This window comes from Sphingobium sp. (genome assembly GCF_049304695.1).
Taxonomy (GTDB): domain Bacteria; phylum Pseudomonadota; class Alphaproteobacteria; order Sphingomonadales; family Sphingomonadaceae; genus Sphingobium.
The window spans coordinates 1-23,887 of sequence record NZ_JBAQOK010000097.1; the positions used below are offsets into that span (position 1 = coordinate 1).

Below are 23,887 nucleotides of genomic sequence, written 5' to 3' on the forward strand. Positions count from 1 at the left end.
GGTCGGGCTACGCCCTCCCTACGCCGCGCGCAGCGCAAGGAAGCCCGTCACATCAACGCTCCGCCATCCTGACAGGGGGTCCCTTTTGCGCGCCGATAAGGGGTCCCGTTTGCACGCCGATTGACAATTATGGCCGTGGGCGCACTGCTGCTTGCTCTGGCAATGATCTATATCGATAGCCATTTCGGCAGCGAATGGATGGACGGGCTGCTTTGGCTCTACGCCGCCCGGCCCGATGGCGCGCGTAGCCTGCTCTCGTCGATCGGCGGTTCGATGATCGGTGTTGCTGGCACCACTTTCTCGGTGACGATCGCGGCGGTCGTCTACGCCTCGGGGCAATATGGACCGCGCCTGCTCAGCAACTTTATGTCCGATCGCGGTAACCAAGTGACGCTCGGCACCTTCATCGCGACGTTCGTCTATTCCATGATCGTCCTGCGCACGATCCGATCGCCAGGCGAAAGCGGCGTCGACACCTTGGCGTTCGTGCCGCAACTGGCGGTGCTGGTTGCTATGGTCCTGGTGCTCTGCTCGATCGCTGTGCTGATTTTCTTCATCCACCATGTCCCCATGCGCATTCACATCAACAGCGTGATCGAACAGGTCGGGGAACGCCTGATCGTCGAGATCGACAATCGCTTTCCTGTCTTCGTCGGCGAACCTCGGGAGGAGGCACATGACGATCCGCGCATCCCGCCCGCCTTCCGCCTCGATGCGCCTATCGAAGCCTATGAGCGACGGGCGGTCGTGCGGTCCAAAGACACCGGCTACATTCAGCTGATCGACGAGGACCGTTTGATCCAGACGGCGGCAAAGCATGATCTGGTCGTGCGGCTGCAATATCAGTCCGGCGACTTCGCTCATCATGGCAGTGTGCTGGCCGAGGCGTGGCCCGCCGATCAGGTGGACGAGGATGTGGTAAAGGCGTTGCGCGGTGCATTCGCCCTGGGGTCTCGCCGCACGGCTCTGCAGGATATGCGCTTCCTCATAGACGAATTGGTCGAGATCGCCGCGCGAGCGCTATCGCCGGGGGTCAATGACCCCTTCACCGCGAACAGCTGTCTCGACTGGCTGGGTGCTGCCCTTTCCGATCTTGCGCGCCGGGATTTGCCTTCGCGCCTTCGCGCGGACGAAGACGATGCTCTTCGCGTGATCGCCTATCCGATAAGCTTTGCGGGCTTTGTCGATCGGGCATTCGGCGCGCTCGCCCAATATGCCAGTGCCGACATGATCGCGGGCAAGCGCTTCCTCGATGCCATTGGCGATGTGGCACTGAGCTGCGACGACCCGGACCGGATTGCTACGTTGCGCCTCCAGGTCGAGGCGTTCAAGGAACTGGCCGGTGGTTCGTTGGCGGGCGCCAATCTTCTGGCTGTCCAGGATCGCGCCGACCAGCTGCTGCTGGCGCTCGCCGAACCCGATTATCAACGACGGCTACGTGATAGTCCGGCCTGGCTTGGTGGGACGGCCTGACGGCTGCCAACGCATCTGGCGGGGGTCGATCAATGCCCAGATCGCTGCGGCGAACAGCATGCTTGGCGTACACTAAGGCACCAGGAACAACGACGATATTTCCGGTCAGTGAAGGCTATCCGGTCGTTGCACGCTAGGCCCTCATGGATCGACTGATGCCTGGAACACGGTCAATCCCTACATCCTGACTTGGTTGTCGGTCCGTTGCACGTTGTAGATCCGAACCCGCAGGGCGCTGGAACAACCGCAGTCCGAATTCTGGCATGATGGCAACGAGGTGATCGAAGATATCGGCCTGAATATCTTCATATTGCGCCCATATGACTGTGGAAGCGAAGGCGTAGATTTCCAGCGGCAATCCATCTTCCGTCGGCGCAAGTTGGCGCACCAGCAAGGTCTTGTCCGCCGCAATATCCGGCCGCGCCTTGAGATAGGCAAGAATATAGGCCCGAAAGCTGCCAATGTTGGTAAGGCGGCGGCTATCCAGTATCTGATCATGGGCGTGTTCCCGGTTCCATCGATCGACCTCGTCCCGTTTTGCGTCAAGATGGTCACGCAACAGGCCGAACCGGGACAGGTCCGCCAGTTTCTGGCCGTCCAGAAACCGAATGCTGTTCTGGTCGATCGCCAGGGATCGCATGATCCGCCGACCGCCAGATTCCTGCATCCCGCGCCAGTTGCGAAAACTTTCCGTGATCAGGCGGTAGGTCGGAATGGTCGTGATGGTCTTGTCGAAATTCTGGATCTTGACCGTGTGCAGGGCGATATCGATCACGTCGCCATTGGCGTCGAGTTGCGGCATTTCGATCCAGTCGCCCACACGGACCATGTCGTTGGAACCAATCTGCACCGATGCCACCAGAGACAATATGGTGTCCTTGAAGACCAGCATCAGGACGGCCGCCATCGCGCCAAGCCCCGATAACAACAGCAATGGAGACTGATTCATCAGCGCCGCGATTCCCAATATGGTCGCCGCGGCGTAGATGATCAGCTTGCCGACCTGGACATAGCCTTTGATCGGTCGGTTGGCCGCATCCGGGCGCCGCTGATACAGATCGTTCATCAGACCAAGCCCGCCGCTGAGCGCGATCGCGATGGTCAGGATGATGAAGGCTGCGCACAGGCTCCGGATGAAAAGAGCGATCCAGCCGGGAAGGTGCGGAACGCTCTCGACCCCCAGCTGGATGATCAGCGCCGGCACGATGTTCGAAAGCCGGGCGATAATCGACCCCAGATGCTGGGCCTCCAAAGCGAAAGGCCGATGCTCCAGCAGCTTGACGACCAATGTGAGGACAAGGCGTTTGGCAACCCAGTTCGCTATCCAGGCGATCGATATCAGCAGCATGATCGCCAACATCGCCTGCAACCAGGGTTGATCGAAATGGCCGCCGTTCACGACAGCCACGATATTGTCAGTCATCCATGTCATGTGCCCATCCGATCGGCGAAGACATTTTCATGCAGCGAACGCCCAGCCGTCTCGGGCATGAAGCGAAGCGAGACGAGGCCGACGACGCAGGCTATCATCATGTAGAAAGCGGGCATCAGGTCGTTGCCGGTGGCGCTGATCAGACCGCTGCCGATCGCTGGCGCGGTGCCACCGAACAGCGACGTGGACATATTATAGGCAATCGCGAAGCCTGCGAACCGGACAGGCGTCGGGAACAGCGCGGGGAAGGTCGCGGAAATCGTGGCCAGTTGCGGCACATAAAGCAGGCCGAGCAACGCGAAGCCTATGATCGCGCCGACGAACCCCGTCGCCATGACCATGTAGAGCGGCACTATGCCCAGCAGAAGCCCGATCAACGACAGGCGCCACATCGGTTTGCGCCCAATCCGATCCGACAGATGGCCCGCGAACGGCAGGAAGACCATCATGAAGACCATGCCGATGATCGGCACCATAAGTGCTTCGTCCGGCGACAGGCCGATGCGCCGCTGTAAATAGGTCGGCATGTAGCTGAGCAGCGTATAATTGACGACGTTGAGCGCCACGACCAACCCACTCACGACAAGCATGGGCCGCCAATGGTCGCGCATCAAGATTCTAAGCGGAGGCGATCCGCTGCCTTCGATGGCCTGTTCGCGAAAGACTGGCGTGTCCTCCATCCTTGATCGCAGATACATGCCGACAAGGCCCATGGGCGCTGCGACCAGGAACGGGATGCGCCAGCCCCAATCATGCATCGCCGCGTCTCCCAGCAACAGCGAGAAGCCAAGCATCAGCACCGCACCGAAGGAGAAGCCCGCCAACGTGCCGAACTCCAGGAAACTGCCATAGAAACCGCGCCGGTCGTCGGGCGCATATTCGGCCATGAAGGTCGCCGCACCGCCATATTCGCCGCCGGTAGAAAAGCCCTGCACCATGCGCAGCGCGATCAGCAGCGCAGGAGCGCCCCAACCGATTTGCGCGTAGGACGGGATGAGGCCGACCGCCAGCGTCGCGCCGGACATCAGCAATATGGTGAGCGCCAGCACCGATTTGCGCCCCAGCCGATCGCCCAGCGGTCCCCAGAACAGACCGCCCAATGGCCGCACGAGGAAGGAAATGGCGAAGGTCGCCAGCGCGAACAGCACAGCGTCATCGACGTCGCCCGGGAACAGCGCGGCCGAAATATAGGTGACGCCATAGGCATAGATGCCATAGTCGAACCATTCGGTCGCATTGCCCAGCGCGGAGGCGGCGATGGCCCGGCGTAGTGTGGCGTCATCGACCCTGTCCTGGGTTGGCGACGGGATAGGTGTGGAGGTGGTCATGACATATGTCCATCTGCGGTATTGGGATCGAGCAGGGACGCCATCGGCGTCGTGCGCGGAACGATCTGAAAATCCTGCTGGTCTGGCACGGGCACCGACGGCCTGGCGGTCTGGCGCCACAGGCCGAACGCAAGCGTCGCGCCCGAGCACAGGGCGATGAAAAGAAACAGGCCACCGCCCGGCGCGACGCTCATCAGCATGGCCGCGCCCAGCGGGCCGATAGCGGCGCCAACCGAATAGAGCAGCACCAGCCGCCCGCTCGCCGCTACCCGTTCCGTCGCCAGCAGGCGGTCGTTGCAATGCGCGACGCACAGCGGATAGAGCGCGAAGCTGAGACCACCGAACAAGGCCCCCAAGGCTAAAAGCGATGGCCCGGCGGACACCAGCATCGTCAGCATCAGGCAAACGGCCATGGTGGCCGCAAAGCAGCCCACGATCACGCGCCGCCGATCGAGCCGGTCGGACAGGCGACCGAGCGGCCATTGCAGCGCCACGCCGCCCAGTATCACGATCATCATGAAACTGGCAGTCGCGCCCAGATCCAGCCCCAGCCGCCGCACATGGACAGCCGCCATGCCGTAGAAAGCGCCGAGCATCAGTCCGGTCGTGACAGCACCAAAGGTGCCGAGCGGCGACGCGGCATAGAGGGCGCGGATCGAAAAGGCCTGCGCCTCGACCGGTGCTGGTGCGGCGCTGCGGGTCAGGCAAAGGGGAATGATCGCCAGGGAGATGAGGATGGAGGCCAGTTGGAACGGCACGGCGGGTAGCGCCCCGCTCGCCGCCAGCAACAATTGCCCGACCGCTTGCCCAGAATAGAGCGCGACCATATAAGCGGCGAGTACACTGCCGCGCGTTTCCGCCTCGGCCCGGTCATTGAGCCAGCTTTCCAGGCAGATGAACACGCCAGCGACGCAGATACCGTCGATCAGCCGCAGCGTCGTCCAGAAGAGTGGATAATGCAGCAGGGCGTAAGCGAGCGTGCTGGCTGACAACAGCGAAACGAAGGCGGCGAAGGCGCGGACATGGCCGACCTGCCGCACGATGCGGCCCGCACGCAAAGCGCCCAACACCAGCCCGCCGAAATAGGCGGTGGCGACTGCGCCGATCGCCATGGTGCCAGCCCCCGCCCGCTCCAGCCGAAGACCGATGAGCGTGGACAGGAAGCCGCTGCCCGCCATCAACATGAAGATGGCGAGCAGCAGGCTGCGGACGGGATGAATTGCGGCGAACATGATATCGGACGGGACGCGGGTCAGGCCGCGCGCCGATCGTCCGCCTCGCTTGTTCCATCTTCCACCAGAACATGGTGCAGGGCGCCTACCGCATCATCATAATGATCGACGTCCACCATGAACTGGACATCGACATTGCGGATTTGGTGCTGCATCGCGATGATCGGCACATGCGCGGCGGCCAAGGCCTGCAACGCATCGGTCATCAACCCCGGTCGCGATATGTCGCTGCCGATCACCGACACGATCGCCACCGGCTGGGCCGAGATAGCCGCATCGGGATAACGCGCCTGAAGATCGGCGATCACCCGTTTCACCGTCGCCGCATCCGCCGACAGATAATGGGTGATGGTATTGGCGTTGGACGCCTTGCTGACGATCCAGGCGCCATGTTGGGTTAGCGCTTCGAGGATGGCGGCGTCATACCCCTTCACCCCGACCATATCCTGTTCGAAAAATTGCAGTGCCTGCGCATGGCGCACCCCGGTCACGATCTCGACGCGGGGCATGTCGGAGACATAAGCGCTACAAATGAGCGTCCCGCCATCTTCCCGGTCGAAGGTGTTGCGAACGCGCAGCGGAATATCCGTCTGGCGCAATCCCCGGCCAGCACCGGGATGAATCGCCTCCATGCCCAGATTCGCCAACTGATCCGCCACGTCATAATTCGTGCGACCGATCTTGCGCGCCTTGTGCTTGCCCACCAGCCGTGGGTCCGCGCTGGACAGGTGAAATTCCTTATGGATGATCGCCTCCCGCGCGCCGGTGAGGACAGCAATGCGCGAAAAGGTCATTTCGGAATAGCCGCGGGCATAAAGGCGCACCATGCCTTCGCTGCATCCGGCATAGCCGGTGACGATGGGGAGGGTGGAAGCCAGGTCGATCGGGGCGAAGGCTTCGCTTATCCGCTCATCCAGTTCCCGCATGTCCTGCTGGTCCCACAGAGTCAGGTCAACGAACTGCGCGTTGACGCCGCGATCGCGCAACAACAGCGCCGTCGAATGGGCGCTGTGCGCTTCGCCAAGGCCAGCGAGCAATTCGCGCACCGTCATCAACTGTTCCTTGACGCAGAAACGGCCATGGCTGCGCAGTCGGGACAGATCGTCCAGGCACGCGGCGACAGCGTCGATCCGTATATCGACAAAGGCGTTCGCCTCCGCCAGACGGTCGGCGCGCACGAATAGGGCCGCGTTGCGATCCTGCATGGCGCGGCGCACTCTTTCCATTGCCTGGCGCCAGCCTTGGATATTTTCATCCGCAACGAAGCGCGCATAAACGCCCGGCTCGCCGCTTTTCTTATGCTCCAGCAGCAGGTCGGTCATGCCGGCATAGGCCGACACCACGAAGATGCGGTTATAGAGGTCCGCATCCTTGCGCCCGCCGATCAGTACATTGTCGAACAGGGTGGCGGTGGCGGCCATGGACGTGCCGCCGATTTTCTCGACGCTATGGATATTGCTCATGCCGGCACCTGCGCCATCAATGGCCCGGTGACAGGCGTGATTGCTTTCGGCTCGCCGCGCGCGGCGATGAAGGCGGGACGTGGCGTGTCGACGCCGAAGGGCGCAGTCAGGCGGTTCGACACGGCGTTATAGACCAGGAAGGCATTGGCGCGTGGGAATGGCGTGATGTTGCCGTTGGACCCATGCATGATGTTGCAATCGAAGATCACCACCGATCCGGGCTTGCCGGTTGGTGCGACGATCCCGAATTTATGTGCCAGTTCAGCAAGGCTGTCTTCGTCCGGGACGCCATATTCCTGCTTCTTGAGCGACTGGCGATAGTGATCGTGCGGCGTTTCGCCGACGCAGGTCAAGAACTGGCGGTGCGATCCTGGGATCAGCATCAGCGGGCCGTTATGCGGGGTATTTTCAGCCAGCAGCACCGACATGGACAAGGCCCGCATGCGCGGCATCCCGTCTTCGACATGCCAGGTTTCGAAATCGCTGTGCCAGTAGAATTCCTTGCCCTGGAACCCTGGCTTATAGTTGAGCCGCGACTGGTGCATGTACACATCGTCGCCCAGCAGGAAGCGGGCGACCCCCGACAGGCGCACGTCGGCCGCCAACCGTTCTATCGCCAGACTTTGGGCATGAATGCAGAAAATGGAGCGGACTTCCTTGCTCCCCGGTTCGGTCACCACCGTTTCCGCTTCCAGCGCATCGGGATTGGCCAATAACGCCCCGCCTTCCCGCTGGAGGAAAGCGACTTCGGCGTCGGAGAACATATCCTCCAGCACCAGATAGCCGTCGCGGTCGAACTGTTCGGCCTGGCTGCGGGTAATGGGGGCATCTTCGCTCCAGTCGCTATGGACGACGGGGTCGAGGCGCGGCGAAAACTCCGCCACCTGTGTGTGGCGGGATGGGTAGAGATCTTTCAAGGGACGTGCCCCTTTGCTTGTTCGGGGAATTTAGTCGGTCAGCGCGGGTTCGCGCGTGGCACCATTGTCGGCGCTGGACGTATCGGCGGGATAGGCGCCATTTTCGTCATGCACTTCGCGCCCGCTGACCGGCGGATTGAAGGCGCAGGCGCACAATATCTCCGTTTCCGGGCGCACGATATGCTGGTCGTGGGCATTGAGCGCATACATGACGCCGGGCACCAGTTGATGGGTCACGCCAGTGCCCAGATCCTCGATCGTACCTGTGCCCTTGAGCACCAGCACCGCCTCCAGATGGTTTTGATAGTGCATGTGCAATTCCTCGCCAGCGTACATTTTGGTGACGTGGAAGGAAAAGCCCATATCGTCGTCCTTCAGCAGAAGGCGGGCGCTTTCCCAGCCCTTGGATTTTACATTGCGGTCGGACGTGCGGATATCCTGCAATTTGCGAACGATCATCGGTCGTATCTCCTTATTCTGCGGCGACGCCATAGGTGACGGTCAGGGCGGAACGGACGCTGTCTTCAAGAATGTCGAGACCGGCCGAAAGTACGGCATCCTCGATTGTGAGAGGCGCCAGTATCTTGACGATTTCGTCATGCGCGCCGCTGGTTTCTATGATCAGCCCCTGCGCGAAGCAGGCAGCGGTGATGCTTTGCGCGATGTCGCCAGAGCCGACGTCCAGGCCGCGCATCATGCCGCGACCACGGGTCGACAGCCCATGTTCGGCCGCCATCACGTCCAGCCTGCGTTCCAGCAAGGCGCTCCTGCGGGCAACGTCCCGCTGGAAACTGTCGTTGCTCCAGAAATGGCGCAACGCGGCCGTAGCGGTCACGAAAGCGTGGTTGTTGCCGCGGAAGGTACCATTATGTTCGCCCGGCGACCATTGGTCGAGTTCCGGCCGGAACAGGGTCAGCGCGAACGGCAGACCCATGCCCGACAACGACTTTGCCATGGTGACGATGTCGGGGGTGAACCCCATGCCTTCGAAGCTGAAGAAATTACCGGTCCGGCCACAACCGGCCTGAATATCATCCACGATCATCAGTGCACCGTGGCGCTTGGCAACATCGGAAATCTTGCGGAGCCATGCGGGCGATGCGACATTGAGGCCGCCTTCGCCCTGCACCGTTTCGACGAGAATGGCGGCCGGTGCATCAAGGCCGCTCGACGGATCGGACAAGCGACGTTCCAGCAGTTCGGCGGTGTCGACGTCGGGACCGTGATAGCCGTCATAGGGTTCGTGCGACACATGGCTGAGCGGTACGCCGGCGCCACCGCGCTTGGCAGCATTGCCGGTGCAGGCGAGTGCGCCCAGCGTCATACCATGGAAACCATTGGTGAAGGCGATCACCATTTCGCGACCGGTAATCTTGCGCGCCAGTTTGATCGCGGCTTCGACGGCATTGGTGCCGGTCGGCCCCGTGAACATGGCACGATAGTCGAGACCGCGGGGCTTGAGGATCACATCCTCCAGCGCGGTGAGAAAATCGGCCTTGGCATCGGTGTGGAGATCCAGGCCATGGGTGATGCCGTCGCCTGCGATATAGTCGACGAGCGCGCTTTTGAGCACCGGATGATTATGCCCGTAGTTTAATGTTGAGCAGCCCGACAGGAAGTCGAGATAACGGCCGCCCTGATTGTCGTGCATCCACACGCCCTGCGCGCGGTTAAACTGGCGCGGCATGGCGCGGGCATAGCTGCGCACGATGGATTCGCGTCGTTCGTAGATCGCAGTGTCGGGAATGGCGGCTGTCGGTTTGGGGTGAGTGGTAATAGTCATATATATCTCCTCAAGGGCGTGCCGACTGGGGCAACGGGCCGATCCGCGCCTGCCATTCGGTGGCGTGGGCACCGGCGAAATGGGCATCGCGCTCGAACCGGGCGGCTTTCTCGAAAGGGGCGTTCCAACGCTGTGCCAACCCTTCGAACAAAGCCCAGGATGCGCGATTGTCGTGGGTGATGGTGGTGGTCAGATGCGTGACGCCTGCCTGTTGCGGGCGTGCCAGCAGCGCTTGGATCATCCGTCCAGCGAGGCGCTGGCCTCGTGCGGCGGGCGATACAGCAACCTGCCAGACGAAGAAATCCTCCGGCGCGGCGGGCGGACGATAGCCCGACACCCAGCCGACCAGTGCACCACCGCATTCCGCAACGATGCAGCTGTCGGCAAAGTCGGTGCATTGCAGCAGGTTGCAATAGGCCGAATTGGGATCAAGCGGCGGGCAGGCCGCAATCAATCCGCTGATAGCTGGCCCATCTGTTGCAACAGGCCTGCGAAACATGATGTGCTGCCCCTCGCTCTCTTTGGAGCGCGCAGAAGCCCGTGGCGGCGCGGCGGCCGCTGTAGCTTGGGAATCAAAGATTGTTCATCTCCCGAATTATATTTTAAACGGAACGCAGAGGCGTCCCGGCGAGATGGAGGGTGTATGACGCATTGCAGCATGTATTTCAACCCACATCGGAAAATTATGCTTCAATAGGTGAAGCAATATATCCATCATGAGAAGGAAATTGGCAGCGCGCCGCCTTCCGGCTATGTCGCAAATCTATGGACGCTGAACTTTCAACGCTTACCCTGCGCGCTTTGCGGCGCGTACTGCGCGCCACCGAAATTGGCAGTCGTCAGCTAGCCACGACCACCGGTCTGACACCCTCTCAACTGCTGGTATTGCGCGAGATCGACTTGCGCGGACGAACCACGCCTTCGGCCATCGCGCAGACGCTCCAGTTCAGCCAGGCCACGATTACCGCGATCGTGGATCGCCTCGTGTCCCTTGGCTTTGCACAGCGACAGCGCAGTGAAGCCGACAGACGCCAGTTTCACCTCAGCCTGTTGCCAGAGGGGATGAAGGCGTTGGCCGACGCGCCAGACCCGCTGCAAATGCGTTTTACCAACCGTTTTGAAGCCCTGCCCGTTTGGGAGCAGGCCATGATATTAGCTGCGACCGAACGGCTGGCCATGTTGATGGATGCGCAAAATATTGATGCGGCCCCTTTGCTCGATGGTGGGCAGATCGATCGCGCAGAGCCGCAATGATATCGATTGACGTGCCAAGTTCTGTTTAAGACGCAGAAACCAGTGGACAGATTCTATGACAGGTTGTGAGCTTGATCAAGCGAGCGATGCACGGCCCGAATGAACATCTGACTGCACCGCCACTGACTAACTCGCAAATGTTTATTTGCGATGCCACCCGACGTTCTTATCCTAGCCGCTAAACTGCGTATGTTGATTGACAGAAAGCCGTTTAGACATCTCACTTGTCATTGGGCGGCAACGAGTAGTTAGGAATGGACTGGATGCACGGACAAAGCGCATCCAATTCGATGATGTGGGTTGGCACATGACAGAATGAGGGGAGCGGAGCAGCTCACGCCCTCTCGCCTTCTGGGAGGGAAGTGGGTAGGGAAGGGGAGCGATTAAAGCATTGCTAGGTTGCGATGTTTGGCCGCTGCCTCGGGGTAAAAACTGGGGTAAAATCAAAATGGCGGGATGAAATATCTTTTCTTCTCATTGGATTAACACTTACTGATCGGTTGCTGCCGGGCCCACCAACTTTTCCAATCATGATATCCATTTGTTCTCATGACGTGTTTCGCTGTAGGCATTTCCGTGGTCGCGAGATACGCATTGTCTCATTGATCTGCCCCCACCGCATGGGCTGGCCTTTCATCCGATCAACAGGCGGCATCCGATGGCGCCGATCGTTGCCGGAATCATGACCGCACTCCCTACCTTCAAAAACCGCCAGAAGCCGACATCTTCGCCTTCGCGCCGGATCGCCGATAGCCACAGGATCGTCGCGAGCGAACCCGTGATCGACAGGTTGGGGCCGATGTCCACTCCGATCAGCACGGCATCCACGACTATGCGCGGGGGCTGTGCCGCGCTCAATGTCTGGGCGGCTACCAACCCGGCAGGCAGGTTGTTGACAACATTAGATAGCAGCGCGATCGCCCCGCCTGCGCTGGCCGCCGTGGCGAGCGGAGCGGTCTGTGTCGATATCGCGATCCACTGCGCGATCGCGGCTATCATCCCTGTCGAAGCCAGCGCCTCGACCAGCACGAAAAGTCCCGCGACCAGCGGCAGCACCGACCAGGATATATGTTTGAGCAGCGGCAATGGCGTCTGCCGGGCGCTCGCCTGCACGACGATGGCGGTGGCTATTCCGGCGATGCAGGTGGGCCAGCCAAGCTGCCAGTCACGCGCAGATGCGGTAAGCAGCAGGATCGCCGTGACCACGATCCCGCCCAATGCGAATCTGGCAGCGGATGTCAGTTCCGGCAGTGCGATGTCGGTGGCGCATGCGCCTTTTAACTGGGTGCGCTGGACAAAACGCAACATGGTATAGGTCAATCCGATCGCTACCGCCGATGGCGCTGCAAAGCTACGCAGCCATTCGCCCAGCGGCGGCATATGCCCGCCATAGAGCACCAGGTTCGCTGGGTTGGAAATGGGCAGTACGAAGCTGGCGGCATTGGCGACAAAGGCGCAGGCGAACAACAGGGGCAACGGATCGACCCGCCCACGGCGCGCCGCGGCATAGACCGCAGGTGTCAGCACCACGGCGGTCGCGTCGTTCGACAGGAAGGTTGTCACCACGACCCCTACCGCGAACACCAAAGCGAAGAGCCGGGTAGGAGAGCCATGTGCATGACGGACTGCCCAGGCGGCGGTCCAATCGAACAGGCCGTGGACGCGGGCGGCTTCCGATAACAGCATCATTCCTATCAGGAAGAGATAGACGTCGCCGCCTTCCCCCACCGCATGGATTGCAGCCGTTGGTGGCAGGAGGCCAAGAAGGACGACCAGCAACGCGCCTGTTGTCGCCCATACGGCTTCAGGCAGGCGAAAGGGGCGGATCAGGATGCCAGTCGTCGTCGCAGCGCAGATCGCACCGATCGCCAACGTCGCGGAGGGCTGGATCACGAAGCTTGCTTGGTTTCGGGCATGGCGACCCAATAGGTCACAAATCCGATCGCCGCTATAGCCGCCAGCGTCAGGAACATGACGCTGTAGCCCGCCCACACGATCAGCACGCCCGCAAGGTTGGCGCTGATCGCCGCGCCCAACCCCTGGGTTGTCGCGACCGCGCCCTGGCTGATGTTGAAGCGGCCCGTACTCCTAGTGATGTCGGCGATCACGATCGGGAAGAGTGCGCCGAAAATGCCCGCACCCACGCCGTCGAGCGCCTGCACGCCAAGCAGCCACCATGGGTCGTTCGAAAGCGTATAGAGGACGAAAGGTTCAGCCTTTTGTTTGGACTGACACACCACGAGATGAAGGCATGGCGCGGCGCAGCGTCACTTTTACGGATTTATAGGATGGTGTGCCGCTGTTAACATCGTGATCGTTAAGGGGGATCAGGCAGTTTGCTTCTGGATAATAGGCGGCGAGTGATCCGCGTGCGATGGCATGGGCGATGACGGTATAGCCCGGTAAAGTTCGGCCCGCCCCAGCGTCGACATCAACCTTATCCCCATGCTCCAGACCCAGATCGGCGAGGTCATCGGCATTGGCAAATATGACGTCGCGCCGACCAGTTACACCGCGATAGCGATCGTTCAGGCCATAGATGGTGGTGTTATACTGGTCATGACTACGGATGGTTGTGAGCAGCAGCACGCCATCCTGCCCCGCTTCGCCGGTCAGGGGATGAACAATGAAATGCGCTTTCTTGTCCATAGTATTCCAGACTCGCTGCGACGCGCCGACCGTCAGGCGGAAGCCGCCCTTCTTGCGCACTCGGTGGTTGAAATCGCGAAAGTCGGGGAAGGTCGCTTCGATGCCGTCGCGAATATGGTCATAGTCGGCGATCATCCAGTCCCAATCGATGGCCGTATCGGACAGGGTCGCCTTGGCGATGCCGGCGATGATCGCGGGTTCGGAGCGCAGGTCGGGCGCGGCGGGTTTCAGCCGCCCGCGCGACGCGTGGACCATGGACATGGAATCTTCCACCGTCACCCATTGCGGGCCATCGACCTGAACATCGAGTTCCGTGCGGCCCAGGCAAGGTATGACGATGGTCTCTTTCGCCAGCAGCAGGCAGGTGCGGTTGAATTTTGTCACGATGCTGACCGAAAGGTCGAGATTGCGGAATGCAGCGAAGCTGGCCTGCGGGTCGGGCATTGCGACCGCAAGGTTGCCGCCGAGCGAAATTAGAGCCTTGGAACGTCCCTCCAGCATGGCAGACAGGGCTTCCACTGCGGCATGGCCATGGGCGCGGGGGCTTTTGATGCCATAATGGGCATCGAGCCGCGCGAGCATGTCCTCGCCCGGTATTTCGGTGATTCCCACGGTGCGGTCGCCCTGCACGTTGGAATGGCCGCGCAGGGGGCAGATGCCTGCGCCCGGCTTGCCGATATTGCCGCGCAGCAACATCAGGTTGGCGAGTTGCTGGACATTGTCCGTACCGTTGGCATGCTGGGTGATGCCCATGCCGTAGCAAAGGATCACATGTTCCGCCTGCCAGTATGTGCGCGCCATGCTGGTGATCGCTTCGCGTGACAGGCCTGATCCCTGTATAATGTCGCCCCATCGGGTCGCGGCGATGTCGTCGCGCAGGGCGTCGATGCCGGTCGTATGCTCAGCGATGAAGGCGCGGTCGAGCAGGCCGATGCCGCCGCTGGCCAGATCGTCCGCATCCGCTTCGAACAGCGCCTTCATCATGCCCTTGATCATGGCCCCGTCCCCGCCAACGCGGACCTGATGATAGGCCGAAGCGAGTTGTGTGGCGTGGGGCGAGAGCATTTCGGTGGGATGCTGGGGCGACTTGAACCGTTCGAGGCCGCGCTCTTTCATCGGATTGGCCACGACGATTGGCGCACCGCGTCGCGCTGCGGCGCTCAACGTCGAGAGCATACGCGGATGATTGGTGCCGGGATTATGGCCAACGCAGAAAATGGCATCGGCCAGGTCGAAATCTTCGAGCGTCACCGTGCCTTTGCCGACCCCGATCGATTTGGGCAGGCCAACGCTGGTCGCCTCATGACACATGTTCGAACAGTCGGGGAAATTGTTGGTGCCAAAGGCGCGGGCGAATAGCTGATAGAGGAAGGCGGCTTCGTTGGAAGCGCGTCCCGAGCAATAAAATTCGGCCTGATTGGGATCGGTCAGCGCGCGCAGGCCCGCGCCGGTGCGGGCGAAGGCTTCATCCCATGCGATCGGCACGAAATGATCGGTTTCTGCATCGTAGCGCAACGGCTGCGTCAGGCGGCCCGCATCCTCCAGCGCATGGTCGGACCAGTCGAACAACTCGGTCGCGCTGTGCCGGGCAAAGAAATCGACATCCACGCGCTTGGCTGTCGCTTCCCAAGTAACGGCCTTCGCGCCATTTTCACAAAATTCGAAGGAGGATGTCTTTTGGGGGTCGGGCCACGCGCAGCCGGGGCAATCGAACCCGTCTGGCTGGTTCATCTGAAGCAAGGCGCGAGTGTCGGTCGATGCGCCCATCTGATCGCGCACTGCCATCGCAACAGCCCGCAACGCCCCCCAACCGCCCGCCGGGCCATCATAAGGTTCTATACCGGGGACCGGACGGCGGTCGGTTTCTGGCATCGTCGTGCTATCGTCGCTCATGCTGGTTCCCGCTGTCCGGTCATTATCCATTATCCACGTATATCATGGATGAGGTCCCACCCGTTTTCAAACCCGCATAGCAAAAAGGCGCCGGAACTTGCGTTCCAGCGCCTTCCAATGCGTTCATCCGGCGCGGATCAGACCGCTGCCTTGAGCTTGTCGACCAGATCGGTTTTCTCCCATGGGAAGAAATCGCCGTCGGGCTTGCGGCCGAAATGGCCATAGGCGGCAGTCGGTTGATAGATGGGCTTGTTGAGGCCCAGATGCGTGCGGATGCCGCGCGGGGTCAGGCCGCCAAGATCGGGGATCGCCAGAATCGCCTCTTCGATCTTGTCGTCGCCCACCGTGCCGGTGCCGTGGGTATCGACATAGAGCGAGAGTGGCTGGCTGACACCGATCGCATAGGCGATCTGGATCGTGCAGCGAGTCGCAAGACCGGCGGCGACGACATTCTTGGCCAGATAGCGGGTGATATAGGCGGCCGAACGATCGACCTTGGTCGGATCCTTGCCGCTGAATGCGCCGCCGCCATGGGGGGACGCGCCGCCATAGGTGTCGACGATGATCTTGCGACCCGTCAGGCCCGCGTCGCCGTCCGGGCCACCGATTTCAAAGCTGCCGGTCGGGTTGATGTGATAGACGGTCTCGTCGCTCAGCAGATCGGCGGGCAGGATGTCGGCGATGACCGCCTTTACATAGGCCTTGAGCTGGGCTTCCTTGTCGCCCGCGTCATAGCCCTTGCCATGCTGGGTGGAGACGACGATCGCAGTGGCTGCGACAGGCTTGCCATTATCGAAGCGCAGCGTCACCTGGCTCTTGGCGTCCGGCTCCAGGAAAGGGGCCGCACCGCTGTGGCGATCGGTCGCCATACGGGCCAGGATCTTGTGGCTGTAATAGAGGGTCGCGGGCATGAGATCGGGGGTTTCGTCACAGGCGAAGCCGAACATGATGCCCTGATCGCCAGCGCCTTCATCCTTGTTGCCACTGGCATCGACGCCCTGCGCGATATGCGCGGATTGGGCGTGAAGGTTGTTTTCGAAGCGGAAGCTTTCCCAGTGGAAGCCCTCCTGCTCGTAACCGATACGCTTGACCGTTTCGCGCACGGTGCGCTCGATCTCTGCCTCGACCCCGGCGGCCCAGTTGCCATGTGCGTCCATGATGCCCTTGCCGCGTATCTCACCAGCCAGGACGACCAACTGAGTCGTCGTCAGCGTTTCGCAGGCGATGCGGGCTTCAGGGTCCTTGGTCAGGAACAGATCGACGATAGCGTCGGAAATCTGGTCTGCGACCTTGTCGGGGTGGCCTTCGGATACGGACTCCGAGGTGAAGAGATAAGTGTTACGCATGGAACTCCCGTAAAACGCTGGAGAGGTTTTCGATATAAAGAAATGTTTATGTGGCTATTAGCTTTTGCAGCGGCGCATGGCAATGGCCCCGCCGATCAGCAGCAGCATGAACGCAAAAGCGGCCCAATTGCCAAGCCGTGCGAAGAGCGTGGGGGAGAGCGGGAGGGGTAGGCCGCTGTCGAGAAAACCGGCACGATTGTGGCCGATGGAGCGCAGGATCTGGCCGCGTGCGTCGATGATTGCGGACACGCCGGTTGGCGTGGAACGAATGATCGGCAGCCCTTCCTCCAGCGCGCGCAGGCGGGCTTGTGCCAGATGCTGGACCGGTCCCCAACTACCGAACCAGGCGTCGTTGGATGGGTTGAAGAGAAAGGCGGGGCGGTTGGCCCGATCGACGATCTTGCCGGAAAAGATGATTTCATAGCAGATCTGCACACCCATGCCGATCACAGGGCGACCGATGGTTGCCGGCAGCGGCAAGGTTTTGGGGCCGGAACCGGGCCAGAAATCGGCATCGCCCGGAACGAGGCGCGACAGGCCGATCGGTTCGAGGATCGATCGCAGTGGCAGATATTCGCCATAGGGCACCAGATGTGCCTTATCATAGCGGCCCAGCAGCGTGGCTTGCGGGGTGACGATCCAGACGCTGTTGTTCGCGCCCGCCAGCTTGTCCGTCACGACGCCATTATGTTCGACCGGCTTGAAATAGACCTTGTCGGCGCCTGTCATCAGCAGGTCGCCAGGTCCGAGCAGGCTGGCGAGGCGCGCGCGCCAGGCCGGTTCCATGTCGAGATAGGCTGGGATGGCGGCTTCAGGCCAGAAGATGAGGCGCGGGGCTGGGCGGGGCTGGCCCGAGAGGGTCGCCAGTTTTCGAAAATTGGCGACCTCGTTTTCGGGCGAATATTTCTGGTCCTGGCCGATATTGGGCTGGACGACGCGCACGCGGGGGGCGCCGAGCGGGGTGACGGGTGCGGTGGAGAGGAAGCCCCAGATAGCGAGCATGCAAAGCGGTGCGATGATCGACGCGGTGGGGCGCCAGCGCCGGTCGAGGGCGAGGCGGAGCGACCCGGCGGCGAGGATCGCGAGCGCGCCGAGGCCGTAAGTGCCGATCAGCGTCGCCGCGATGGCTACGCCGGTCGGTAGCCAGATGACGCCGAGCGGGTTCCAGGCAAAGCCGGTGAACAAGGTCGCACGGAGATATTCGGTGGCCAGCCATAGGGTGGCGAAGAGGAGGATGGAGGCGGGGGAGGTGGCAGGGGTGTCACCCTCTCGATGGGGGGACACCCCTCCACCACTGGCTTCGCCAGCGGTCCCCCTCCCCCTGAAAGGGGAGGATCTTACAGTGAGCCACCATGTGCCCAGCGTTGCCAGCCCAGGAAACATCGCGAGATAGAGCGACAGCAGCGCGACTGCGCCATAGCCGAACCAGTGCGGCATGCTGTCCTGAAATGTGAAGGCGTGGGCGATCCAGTTGAGGCCGAGGGTGAAGTGGCCAAGACCGAACAGCCAGCCGCGCAGGAACGCGGCGCGGCGGTCTGGTGCCTGTTCGATCAGCAGGATCAGCGCCGCCAGACTGACGAGCGTTACAGGCCACAGATCGAGCGGCGCGAAGCCAGTGGATGACAGGAGGCCTGCCAGCAGCGCGGCCAGTTGCGGGTGACGGGCGAGGGCGTGCCGCATCGCGGGTGTCAGCGGATGGTTGCCATGGTGGCGTGGCTACACTTGTCGTCCTTACCGCTACCCCCGGTCAGCATCGAAGCCGCGATGAAACCGCCGACGATGAGGACGAGGAAGCCAGCAGACAGCCAGGCAAGATATTTTTCGATGAACGCCTTGATCGGGCGACCGAATTTCCAGAACAAGAAACCGACCAGCATGAACTGGAACGCGCGGCTGACGATCGACGCCCACAGGAAGGTGAAGAGCGAGAGGCCGACGAAGCCTGCGGTGATCGTAATCAGCTTGAACGGGATCGGGGTCGCGCCCTTGATCAGGATGATTTCCGCGCCATAGTCGCGCAGATAGCAAGCAGCGACCGGGAATTTGGCGGACAGGCCGAGTATGGTGAGAATCTGCTGACCGAGCGCTTCATAGAGGAAGTGGCCGATGCCGTAGCCCAGAAGGCCGCCCATTACCGATGCCAGCGTACAGATGAAACCATAGCGCAGGGCGCGTTCCGGGCGAGCCAGGCACATGAGGCCCAGCAGCGGATGCGGCGGGATGGGAAAGAAGCTCGATTCCATGAAAGAGATGGCGAATAGCCAGCGCGTGGCATGGGCATGGGCGGCTTTCGCCAGCGTCCATTGATAGAGCCTGTTGAGCATGGCCGCGACCTAGCCGAGAACGTTTCGCGTCGCCAGCGATTTTGCCGATACGATCAGCGGAAGATGCACGGCGTTGACTGTTCCGCGCCGTCTGGGCATGACCCACTCCTTGCAAAGTCCTGTTGGTCGCCCCGTTTGACATTTTCCCCTATTCCCTGGGCCAAGTTGCGGCAGCGCGCGGGCGGCTTGGCGTTTGCCTTGGTGCTGAACGCCATCCTGCTGCTTGCGCTGTTGACCCTGTCGTATCAGCAGCCCGAGCCGCGCAAGCAGGACGACCGGCTACCGGTGACGTTCGACGTCGAGGCTGGCCCGCAAAAACAGGAAAAGCAGGCGACGGCGGAGAAGGCCGAGCGGCGGGAGCAGGACAAGGCGGCTCCGCAGAAGCAGGCCGATCCGGTCGTGCGGCCGCCCGTCCCGGTGGAGAAGCCTGCGGAACAATTGCCATCGCCCTTCCCGTTCCTGACGCTGAACCGGGAGCAGATGGCTTCGGCGGATATAGGGAATTTGCCCAAGGCGGCGCAGGGGGCGGGATCTTCGGGCAAGGGGGACAGCGCGGCGGTGTCCGGTCCCGGCGAAGGGCCGGGCGGGGTGCAGTTGTTCAATGCCGAATGGTATCGGCGGCCGACCAATGCGGAACTCTCGCCCTTCCTGCCCAACAATGCGCCCGCCGAAGGGTGGGGGCTGGTCGCGTGCAAGACGGTCGATCATTATCATGTCGATAATTGCCAGACGCTGGGCGAATCGCCGCTTGGGTCTGGATTTGCGCGTGCGGTCAGGCTGGCCGCTTGGCAGTTTATGGTGCTGCCGCCGCGCGTAAATGGCAAGCCGCAGGTCGGTAGCTGGGTGCGGATTCGGATCGATTATACGCGGACTAAGGTGGATGCCGGGGGGCAGTAGGGCGTTTTTGGGGTGGGTGATTTCCAGAGTGAGGACCACAGGTTTTGCGTGTTGTGGTCGATAGGATAATGCGAGGCATTAGCGTATTTGGGGGCCAGGGGGTTTAATGCGTCGTGTTCCGGCGAAGGCGGGAAGCCAGCTACTGCGTTGTGATAGAGTGAGGGTGGGAGATGGGGGCCCGCCTTCGCGGAGATGACGGGCGTTGGGGGATGACGAAGGTTGGAGGCGCGTCGTGCGCGCGGCGCTATGGGCTTCTCGACTTCGCTCGAAGCGAGCGGGGGAGGGGTACAAGTCAGGGCAATGGTGGCCTTTCATCACTCCCCACCGCCAGCCCACCCCTTGATAGCCGATCCCTGCCCGCCTACACCTGCGCCCATGACCCATGCAGCTTATCCCGCACTCCGCCTGCGCCGCACGCGTGCTTCGGCCTGGAGCCGGGCGATGTACGCGGAGACCCGCCTGTCGCCCGCCGACTTCCTTTGGCCCCTGTTCGTGACTGAAGGGGAGGGTGTCGCAGAGCCGATCGCCGCTTTGCCCGGCGTGTCGCGATGGTCGGTGGATTTGATGGTCGAGCGGGCGAAGGAAGCGCGCGACGCGGGCATACCCTGTCTGGCCCTGTTCCCCAATACGCAGGCCGACCGGCGCAGCGACGACGGGGTCGAGGCGCTCAATCCCGATAACCTCATGTGCCGGGCGATCCGGGCAATCAAGGACGCGGTGCCGGATATCGGCGTGCTGACCGACGTGGCGCTGGATCCTTATACCGCCCATGGGCAGGACGGGGTGCTGGACGAAAGCGGCTATGTGCTCAATGATGCGACGATCGACATATTGATCGGCCAGTCGCTCAATCAGGCGGCGGCGGGGGCGGACATCATCGCGCCCAGCGACATGATGGACGGGCGGGTCGGCGCGATCCGGTCCGTGCTGGAACAGGGCGGCTTCGCCAATGTGCAGATCATGGCCTATGCCGCCAAATATGCGAGCGCCTTTTACGGTCCGTTCCGCGATGCGGTGGGTTCGCGCGGATTGCTGAAAGGCGACAAGAAAAATTACCAGATGGACCCGGCCAATGGCGAGGAAGCGCTGCGCGAAGTGGCGCTCGATCTGGCCGAAGGGGCCGACAGCGTGATGGTGAAGCCGGGCCTGCCCTATCTGGACATCGTGCGCCGGGTGAAGGAGCGGTTCGAAGTGCCGGTGTTCGCCTATCAGGTGTCGGGCGAATATGCGATGATCGAACATGCCGCCGCGGCGGGCGCGGGGGACCGTGATGCGCTGATTTTGGAGACGTTGATGGCGTTCAAGCGGGCGGGTTGCTGCGGCATATTGACCTATCATGCGCTGGATGCGGCGCGGTTGCTGGCGCGCTGAGATGGCGCACGACCTCTATCCCGATGTGAGCATCATCCCCTTTGGCGGCAAGACGCCGGTCATCCACCCCAGCGCCTTCATCGCGCCGGGATGCCGGATCATCGGCGATGTGGAGATCGGCGCGGATGCGAGCATCTGGTATAATTGCGTGATCCGGGCCGACGTGAACCGCGTGCGGATCGGCGCGCGGACCAATGTGCAGGACGGCACGATCATCCATTGCGACAGCGCAGGCGACCGGGCCGATGGCCGCCCGGCGGACGGATGGCCCACGATCATCGGCGAAGACGTGCTGATCGGCCATATGGCGATGATCCATGGCTGCGTGCTGGAGGACCGGGCGTTCGTTGGACTGGGCGCGATCGTGATGAGCGGATGCACCGTGGAAAGCGATGCGATGCTGGCGGCGGGGGCTTTGCTGTCGCCGGGGAAGCGGGTGGTGCATCGGCAATTATGGGCGGGCCGTCCGGCCAAACATATGCGCGATTTAAGCGACGAAGCGCTGATCGACATGCGTGAGGGCGTGGAACATTATGTGCATAACGCCAAGGCGCATAAGGGGGCTGTGCGGGGGTTGGGGGAGTAGGGCGGGGATTGGCGCGCCGTTGCTGTGCCGCCATCCACGCAAAGGCGGGGATCTATCTGCGGCTTTTCACCTTGCCGAGAGGGTGGGAGATGGGTTCCCGCCTTCGCGGGAATGACGGGTTTGGGTGGGAAGGAGGACGTCCGGTATTGAGCGAAAAATCGGGGTTAACTGCCGTTTGGCCAAATCCAATTTCGGATCGATGCCGACCGCTCCGACACCTTGTCACGGTGGGTGTTCGCTTGCCGCTCTTGAAAACTCGTCTGACCGTAGCCTTTGGCCCAACGATACATTGAGACGAGCATGACGACGAACATGCCGACCCCCCCTAGGACCAAAATGATCGTGGAAGTTGGTCCATTACTAGGCAAGCCGATGATCTCAAGTATCCCAATCAGCGCGATGCTCAACATGACCGGAACGCCCCAAACGAACCGTTGAGCAAACGCAAAGACGGGGTTGTAGCGCCGGACGGCCCAATCTCGATCCATCCATCTGATGATCGACTTCATCATGGCAATCCTTCCAGCCAGCGGCTTAAGGCAAACTTTGGATTTCCGCTAGCGAGCATATGCTATAATTATTAGAATGCCGAAAATTGGTCGTCTCGCGTCATCCTTCCCTGCAAGGGGAGGTGGATGGCCGGAGGCCAGACGGAGGGGTGTAGTCCTCTCGATAGGGCGACACCCCTCCACCACCAGCTCCGCTGGTGGTCCCCTTTGGCAGAGTCACGTGCCTCTGCCGAACCTTAAAGCGGAGGATTTTTCAGGGTTGGCGTAGTTTTGCCTTCATGGCGTCTATGCGGTCGTTTTGTTGGTCTACGCTGGTGAGGGTGGCCGAGCGGGCGGTTTCTATTTCCGTCAGGCCGCCGCGCGCCTTGCCGTCGGCTAAGGCGTTGGTGCGCTGGACGTAGAGGGTGTCGAGGCTGGCCAGCGCCGATACGCTGTCGTTGCGGGCGGCTTCCAGGCTGCTGATCGCGACCTGCGCGGCGACCCAGCTATCGCTCGATACTGCTGCGCCGGATGCTGCGCCCACGGCCTTTTGCGCTTTGGCATAAGCGGCGTCGAAGGCGGTGCGGCCCTTGTCTGCCTGCGCGACATATTTGGCCAGTTCCGCGTTCAGCGCTGCGTCCGCCTCGACGGGGAGAGGCGGCGGGGCGGGTTGGGCTATGGGCGCGCTTTCGACCGGACGCTTGGCCAGCGAGGGATAGGTTTGCGGCTCGCCGGCGCAGCCGGACAGCATCAGGGCGAAAGCGGTGAGATAGCGGCTGGGATTCATGGCGCTGATCTAGGATGGCGGGGCTTGTGGTGCAATGGCGTCATCGGGGCAACGATGCAGCTTCGCGGGCCAACGCTTCGATCTTTTCCGCGTCCACTGGTCCCTTTGGCACGACCCAGCTGCCGCCGACGCATTTGATGAAGGGTTGGGCCAGCCATTCGGGCGCGCTTTTGGCGGTGATGCCGCCGGTGGGGCAGAAGCGGGCGGTGTGCAGCGGCGCGGCGAGGGCTTTCAATGCAGGCAGGCCGCCCGATGTTTCGGCGGGGAAGAATTTGAAATGGGTCAGGCCCATGTCCATGCCGCGCATGATGTCGGCGGCGGTGGCGGTGCCGGGGAGGAAGGGGATTTTGGCGGCGATGGCGGCCTTGCCCAGCGGTTTGGTCAGGCCGGGGCTGACGATGAAGCGCGCGCCTGCCTCCATCGCGGCGTCGAGGTCGGCCGGGTTCAGGACGGTGCCTGCGCCCACGACTGCGCCCTCGACCTTGGCCATTTCGCGGATCACGTCCAGCGCGGCGGGAGTGCGCAGAGTCACTTCCAGCGCGGGCAGGCCACCGGCGACGAGCGCGCGGGCGATGGTCAGCGCGTCCTCGACCCGGTCGATAACCAGCACGGGAATGACGGGCGCGAGTTCCATCACCTGTTCGACGGTCAGTTTGCTCATGGC

22 protein-coding genes are annotated in these 23,887 nt (G+C 61.9%); 5 read left to right on the plus strand and 17 right to left on the minus strand.

Annotated features, from left to right (window positions below; all coding sequences use genetic code 11):
• The first annotated feature begins 129 nt into the window (after positions 1-129).
• Positions 130-1,473, plus strand: coding sequence for a DUF2254 domain-containing protein (locus WA070_RS19955; protein ID WP_422635770.1), 1,344 nt, complete (start codon positions 130-132; stop codon positions 1,471-1,473).
• 133 nt (positions 1,474-1,606) lie between these two features.
• Here WA070_RS19955 and WA070_RS19960 read toward each other — a convergent pair whose 3' ends face one another.
• From WA070_RS19960 to ectA, 8 genes are read right to left on the minus strand one after another with little or no spacing between them, the layout of a single operon-like run.
• Positions 1,607-2,905, minus strand: coding sequence for a mechanosensitive ion channel family protein (locus tag WA070_RS19960; protein WP_422635665.1), 1,299 nt, complete (start codon positions 2,903-2,905; stop codon positions 1,607-1,609).
• Positions 2,902-4,233 (minus strand): MFS transporter, encoded by a 1,332-nt coding sequence (locus WA070_RS19965; RefSeq protein ID WP_422635666.1) that lies wholly within the window; start codon positions 4,231-4,233, stop codon positions 2,902-2,904. Before WA070_RS19965 ends, WA070_RS19960 begins: the two co-directional genes overlap by 4 nt.
• Positions 4,230-5,465 carry an MFS transporter gene (locus tag WA070_RS19970; protein ID WP_422635667.1) on the minus strand — a complete coding sequence of 412 codons (1,236 nt, stop codon included), beginning with the start codon at positions 5,463-5,465 and terminating at the stop codon, positions 4,230-4,232. The genes WA070_RS19965 and WA070_RS19970 overlap by 4 nt, the downstream gene beginning before the upstream one ends.
• 20 nt (positions 5,466-5,485) lie before the next feature.
• Positions 5,486-6,928, minus strand: a complete 1,443-nt coding sequence (locus tag WA070_RS19975; protein ID WP_422635668.1) for an aspartate kinase — start codon at positions 6,926-6,928, stop codon at positions 5,486-5,488.
• Positions 6,925-7,845, minus strand: a complete 921-nt coding sequence (thpD, locus tag WA070_RS19980) for an ectoine hydroxylase (RefSeq protein WP_422635669.1) — start codon at positions 7,843-7,845, stop codon at positions 6,925-6,927. The genes WA070_RS19975 and thpD overlap by 4 nt, the downstream gene beginning before the upstream one ends.
• A gap of 30 nt (positions 7,846-7,875) precedes the next feature.
• Positions 7,876-8,304, minus strand: coding sequence for an ectoine synthase (locus WA070_RS19985; protein ID WP_422635670.1), 429 nt, complete (start codon positions 8,302-8,304; stop codon positions 7,876-7,878).
• Between the two features lie 13 nt (positions 8,305-8,317).
• On the minus strand, positions 8,318-9,628 hold the full coding sequence (gene ectB, locus WA070_RS19990; protein ID WP_422635671.1) for a diaminobutyrate--2-oxoglutarate transaminase: 1,311 nt from the start codon (positions 9,626-9,628) through the stop codon (positions 8,318-8,320).
• Positions 9,629-9,638: 10 nt separating this feature from the next.
• The gene (gene ectA, locus WA070_RS19995; RefSeq protein ID WP_422635672.1) at positions 9,639-10,127 is read right to left on the minus strand and encodes a diaminobutyrate acetyltransferase; all 489 of its coding nucleotides are present in this window, start codon (positions 10,125-10,127) and stop codon (positions 9,639-9,641) included.
• A 266-nt stretch (positions 10,128-10,393) separates the two neighbouring features.
• On the opposite strand from ectA, the gene WA070_RS20000 reads away from it, so the two are divergent.
• Positions 10,394-10,882, plus strand: coding sequence for a MarR family winged helix-turn-helix transcriptional regulator (locus WA070_RS20000; protein WP_422635673.1), 489 nt, complete (start codon positions 10,394-10,396; stop codon positions 10,880-10,882).
• Between the two features lie 633 nt (positions 10,883-11,515).
• Here the strand turns inward: WA070_RS20000 and WA070_RS20005 are convergent.
• The 6 genes from WA070_RS20005 to WA070_RS20030 all read right to left on the minus strand — a co-directional run bounded on the left by WA070_RS20005 (position 11,516) and on the right by WA070_RS20030 (position 19,094).
• Positions 11,516-12,775 (minus strand): arsenic transporter, encoded by a 1,260-nt coding sequence (locus tag WA070_RS20005; RefSeq protein WP_422635674.1) that lies wholly within the window; start codon positions 12,773-12,775, stop codon positions 11,516-11,518.
• A complete protein-coding gene (locus WA070_RS20010; RefSeq protein WP_422635675.1) occupies positions 12,772-13,119 on the minus strand; it encodes an MFS transporter in 348 nt (115 codons plus the stop codon). The genes WA070_RS20005 and WA070_RS20010 overlap by 4 nt, the downstream gene beginning before the upstream one ends.
• Positions 13,094-15,424, minus strand: a complete 2,331-nt coding sequence (locus tag WA070_RS20015; RefSeq protein ID WP_422635676.1) for an FdhF/YdeP family oxidoreductase — start codon at positions 15,422-15,424, stop codon at positions 13,094-13,096. Before WA070_RS20015 ends, WA070_RS20010 begins: the two co-directional genes overlap by 26 nt.
• A 137-nt stretch (positions 15,425-15,561) precedes the next feature.
• A complete protein-coding gene (metK, locus tag WA070_RS20020) occupies positions 15,562-16,770 on the minus strand; it encodes a methionine adenosyltransferase (protein WP_422635677.1) in 1,209 nt (402 codons plus the stop codon).
• Between the two features lie 57 nt (positions 16,771-16,827).
• A complete protein-coding gene (gene lnt, locus WA070_RS20025; protein WP_422635678.1) occupies positions 16,828-18,450 on the minus strand; it encodes an apolipoprotein N-acyltransferase in 1,623 nt (540 codons plus the stop codon).
• An 8-nt stretch (positions 18,451-18,458) separates the two neighbouring features.
• Positions 18,459-19,094, minus strand: a complete 636-nt coding sequence (locus WA070_RS20030; protein ID WP_422635679.1) for a YqaA family protein — start codon at positions 19,092-19,094, stop codon at positions 18,459-18,461.
• Positions 19,095-19,229: 135 nt separating this feature from the next.
• Here WA070_RS20030 and WA070_RS20035 point away from each other — a divergent pair, with 135 nt between their 5' ends.
• From WA070_RS20035 to WA070_RS20045, 3 genes are all read left to right on the plus strand, one after another.
• A complete protein-coding gene (locus tag WA070_RS20035) occupies positions 19,230-19,991 on the plus strand; it encodes a hypothetical protein (protein WP_422635680.1) in 762 nt (253 codons plus the stop codon).
• Between the two features lie 375 nt (positions 19,992-20,366).
• Positions 20,367-21,362 (plus strand): porphobilinogen synthase, encoded by a 996-nt coding sequence (gene hemB, locus WA070_RS20040; RefSeq protein ID WP_422635681.1) that lies wholly within the window; start codon positions 20,367-20,369, stop codon positions 21,360-21,362.
• Between the two features lies 1 nt (position 21,363).
• Positions 21,364-21,948 (plus strand): gamma carbonic anhydrase family protein, encoded by a 585-nt coding sequence (locus WA070_RS20045; RefSeq protein ID WP_422635682.1) that lies wholly within the window; start codon positions 21,364-21,366, stop codon positions 21,946-21,948.
• Positions 21,949-22,112: 164 nt separating this feature from the next.
• On the opposite strand, the gene WA070_RS20050 is transcribed toward WA070_RS20045, so the two are convergent.
• The 3 genes from WA070_RS20050 to eda all read right to left on the minus strand — a co-directional run bounded on the left by WA070_RS20050 (position 22,113) and on the right by eda (position 23,884).
• Entirely contained in the window at positions 22,113-22,460 is a 348-nt protein-coding gene (locus WA070_RS20050; protein ID WP_422635683.1) for a hypothetical protein, read from the minus strand.
• Between the two features lie 250 nt (positions 22,461-22,710).
• A complete protein-coding gene (locus WA070_RS20055; protein ID WP_422635684.1) occupies positions 22,711-23,223 on the minus strand; it encodes a hypothetical protein in 513 nt (170 codons plus the stop codon).
• A gap of 40 nt (positions 23,224-23,263) precedes the next feature.
• The gene (eda, locus tag WA070_RS20060) at positions 23,264-23,884 is read right to left on the minus strand and encodes a bifunctional 4-hydroxy-2-oxoglutarate aldolase/2-dehydro-3-deoxy-phosphogluconate aldolase (protein ID WP_422635685.1); all 621 of its coding nucleotides are present in this window, start codon (positions 23,882-23,884) and stop codon (positions 23,264-23,266) included.
• Positions 23,885-23,887 lie beyond the last annotated feature (3 nt).

Coding starts and splice junctions, on each gene's coding strand:
- WA070_RS19955 (WP_422635770.1), top strand. CDS start 130: ATGGCCGTGGGCGCACTGCTGCTTGCTCTGGCAATGATCTATATCGAT.
- WA070_RS19960 (WP_422635665.1), bottom strand. CDS start 2,905: ATGACATGGATGACTGACAATATCGTGGCTGTCGTGAACGGCGGCCAT.
- WA070_RS19965 (WP_422635666.1), bottom strand. CDS start 4,233: ATGACCACCTCCACACCTATCCCGTCGCCAACCCAGGACAGGGTCGAT.
- WA070_RS19970 (WP_422635667.1), bottom strand. CDS start 5,465: ATGTTCGCCGCAATTCATCCCGTCCGCAGCCTGCTGCTCGCCATCTTC.
- WA070_RS19975 (WP_422635668.1), bottom strand. CDS start 6,928: ATGAGCAATATCCATAGCGTCGAGAAAATCGGCGGCACGTCCATGGCC.
- WA070_RS19985 (WP_422635670.1), bottom strand. CDS start 8,304: ATGATCGTTCGCAAATTGCAGGATATCCGCACGTCCGACCGCAATGTA.
- ectB (WP_422635671.1), bottom strand. CDS start 9,628: ATGACTATTACCACTCACCCCAAACCGACAGCCGCCATTCCCGACACT.
- ectA (WP_422635672.1), bottom strand. CDS start 10,127: ATGTTTCGCAGGCCTGTTGCAACAGATGGGCCAGCTATCAGCGGATTG.
- WA070_RS20000 (WP_422635673.1), top strand. CDS start 10,394: ATGGACGCTGAACTTTCAACGCTTACCCTGCGCGCTTTGCGGCGCGTA.
- WA070_RS20015 (WP_422635676.1), bottom strand. CDS start 15,424: ATGAGCGACGATAGCACGACGATGCCAGAAACCGACCGCCGTCCGGTC.
- metK (WP_422635677.1), bottom strand. CDS start 16,770: ATGCGTAACACTTATCTCTTCACCTCGGAGTCCGTATCCGAAGGCCAC.
- lnt (WP_422635678.1), bottom strand. CDS start 18,450: ATGCGGCACGCCCTCGCCCGTCACCCGCAACTGGCCGCGCTGCTGGCA.
- WA070_RS20030 (WP_422635679.1), bottom strand. CDS start 19,094: ATGCTCAACAGGCTCTATCAATGGACGCTGGCGAAAGCCGCCCATGCC.
- hemB (WP_422635681.1), top strand. CDS start 20,367: ATGACCCATGCAGCTTATCCCGCACTCCGCCTGCGCCGCACGCGTGCT.
- WA070_RS20045 (WP_422635682.1), top strand. CDS start 21,364: ATGGCGCACGACCTCTATCCCGATGTGAGCATCATCCCCTTTGGCGGC.
- WA070_RS20050 (WP_422635683.1), bottom strand. CDS start 22,460: ATGATGAAGTCGATCATCAGATGGATGGATCGAGATTGGGCCGTCCGG.
- WA070_RS20055 (WP_422635684.1), bottom strand. CDS start 23,223: ATGAATCCCAGCCGCTATCTCACCGCTTTCGCCCTGATGCTGTCCGGC.
- eda (WP_422635685.1), bottom strand. CDS start 23,884: ATGAGCAAACTGACCGTCGAACAGGTGATGGAACTCGCGCCCGTCATT.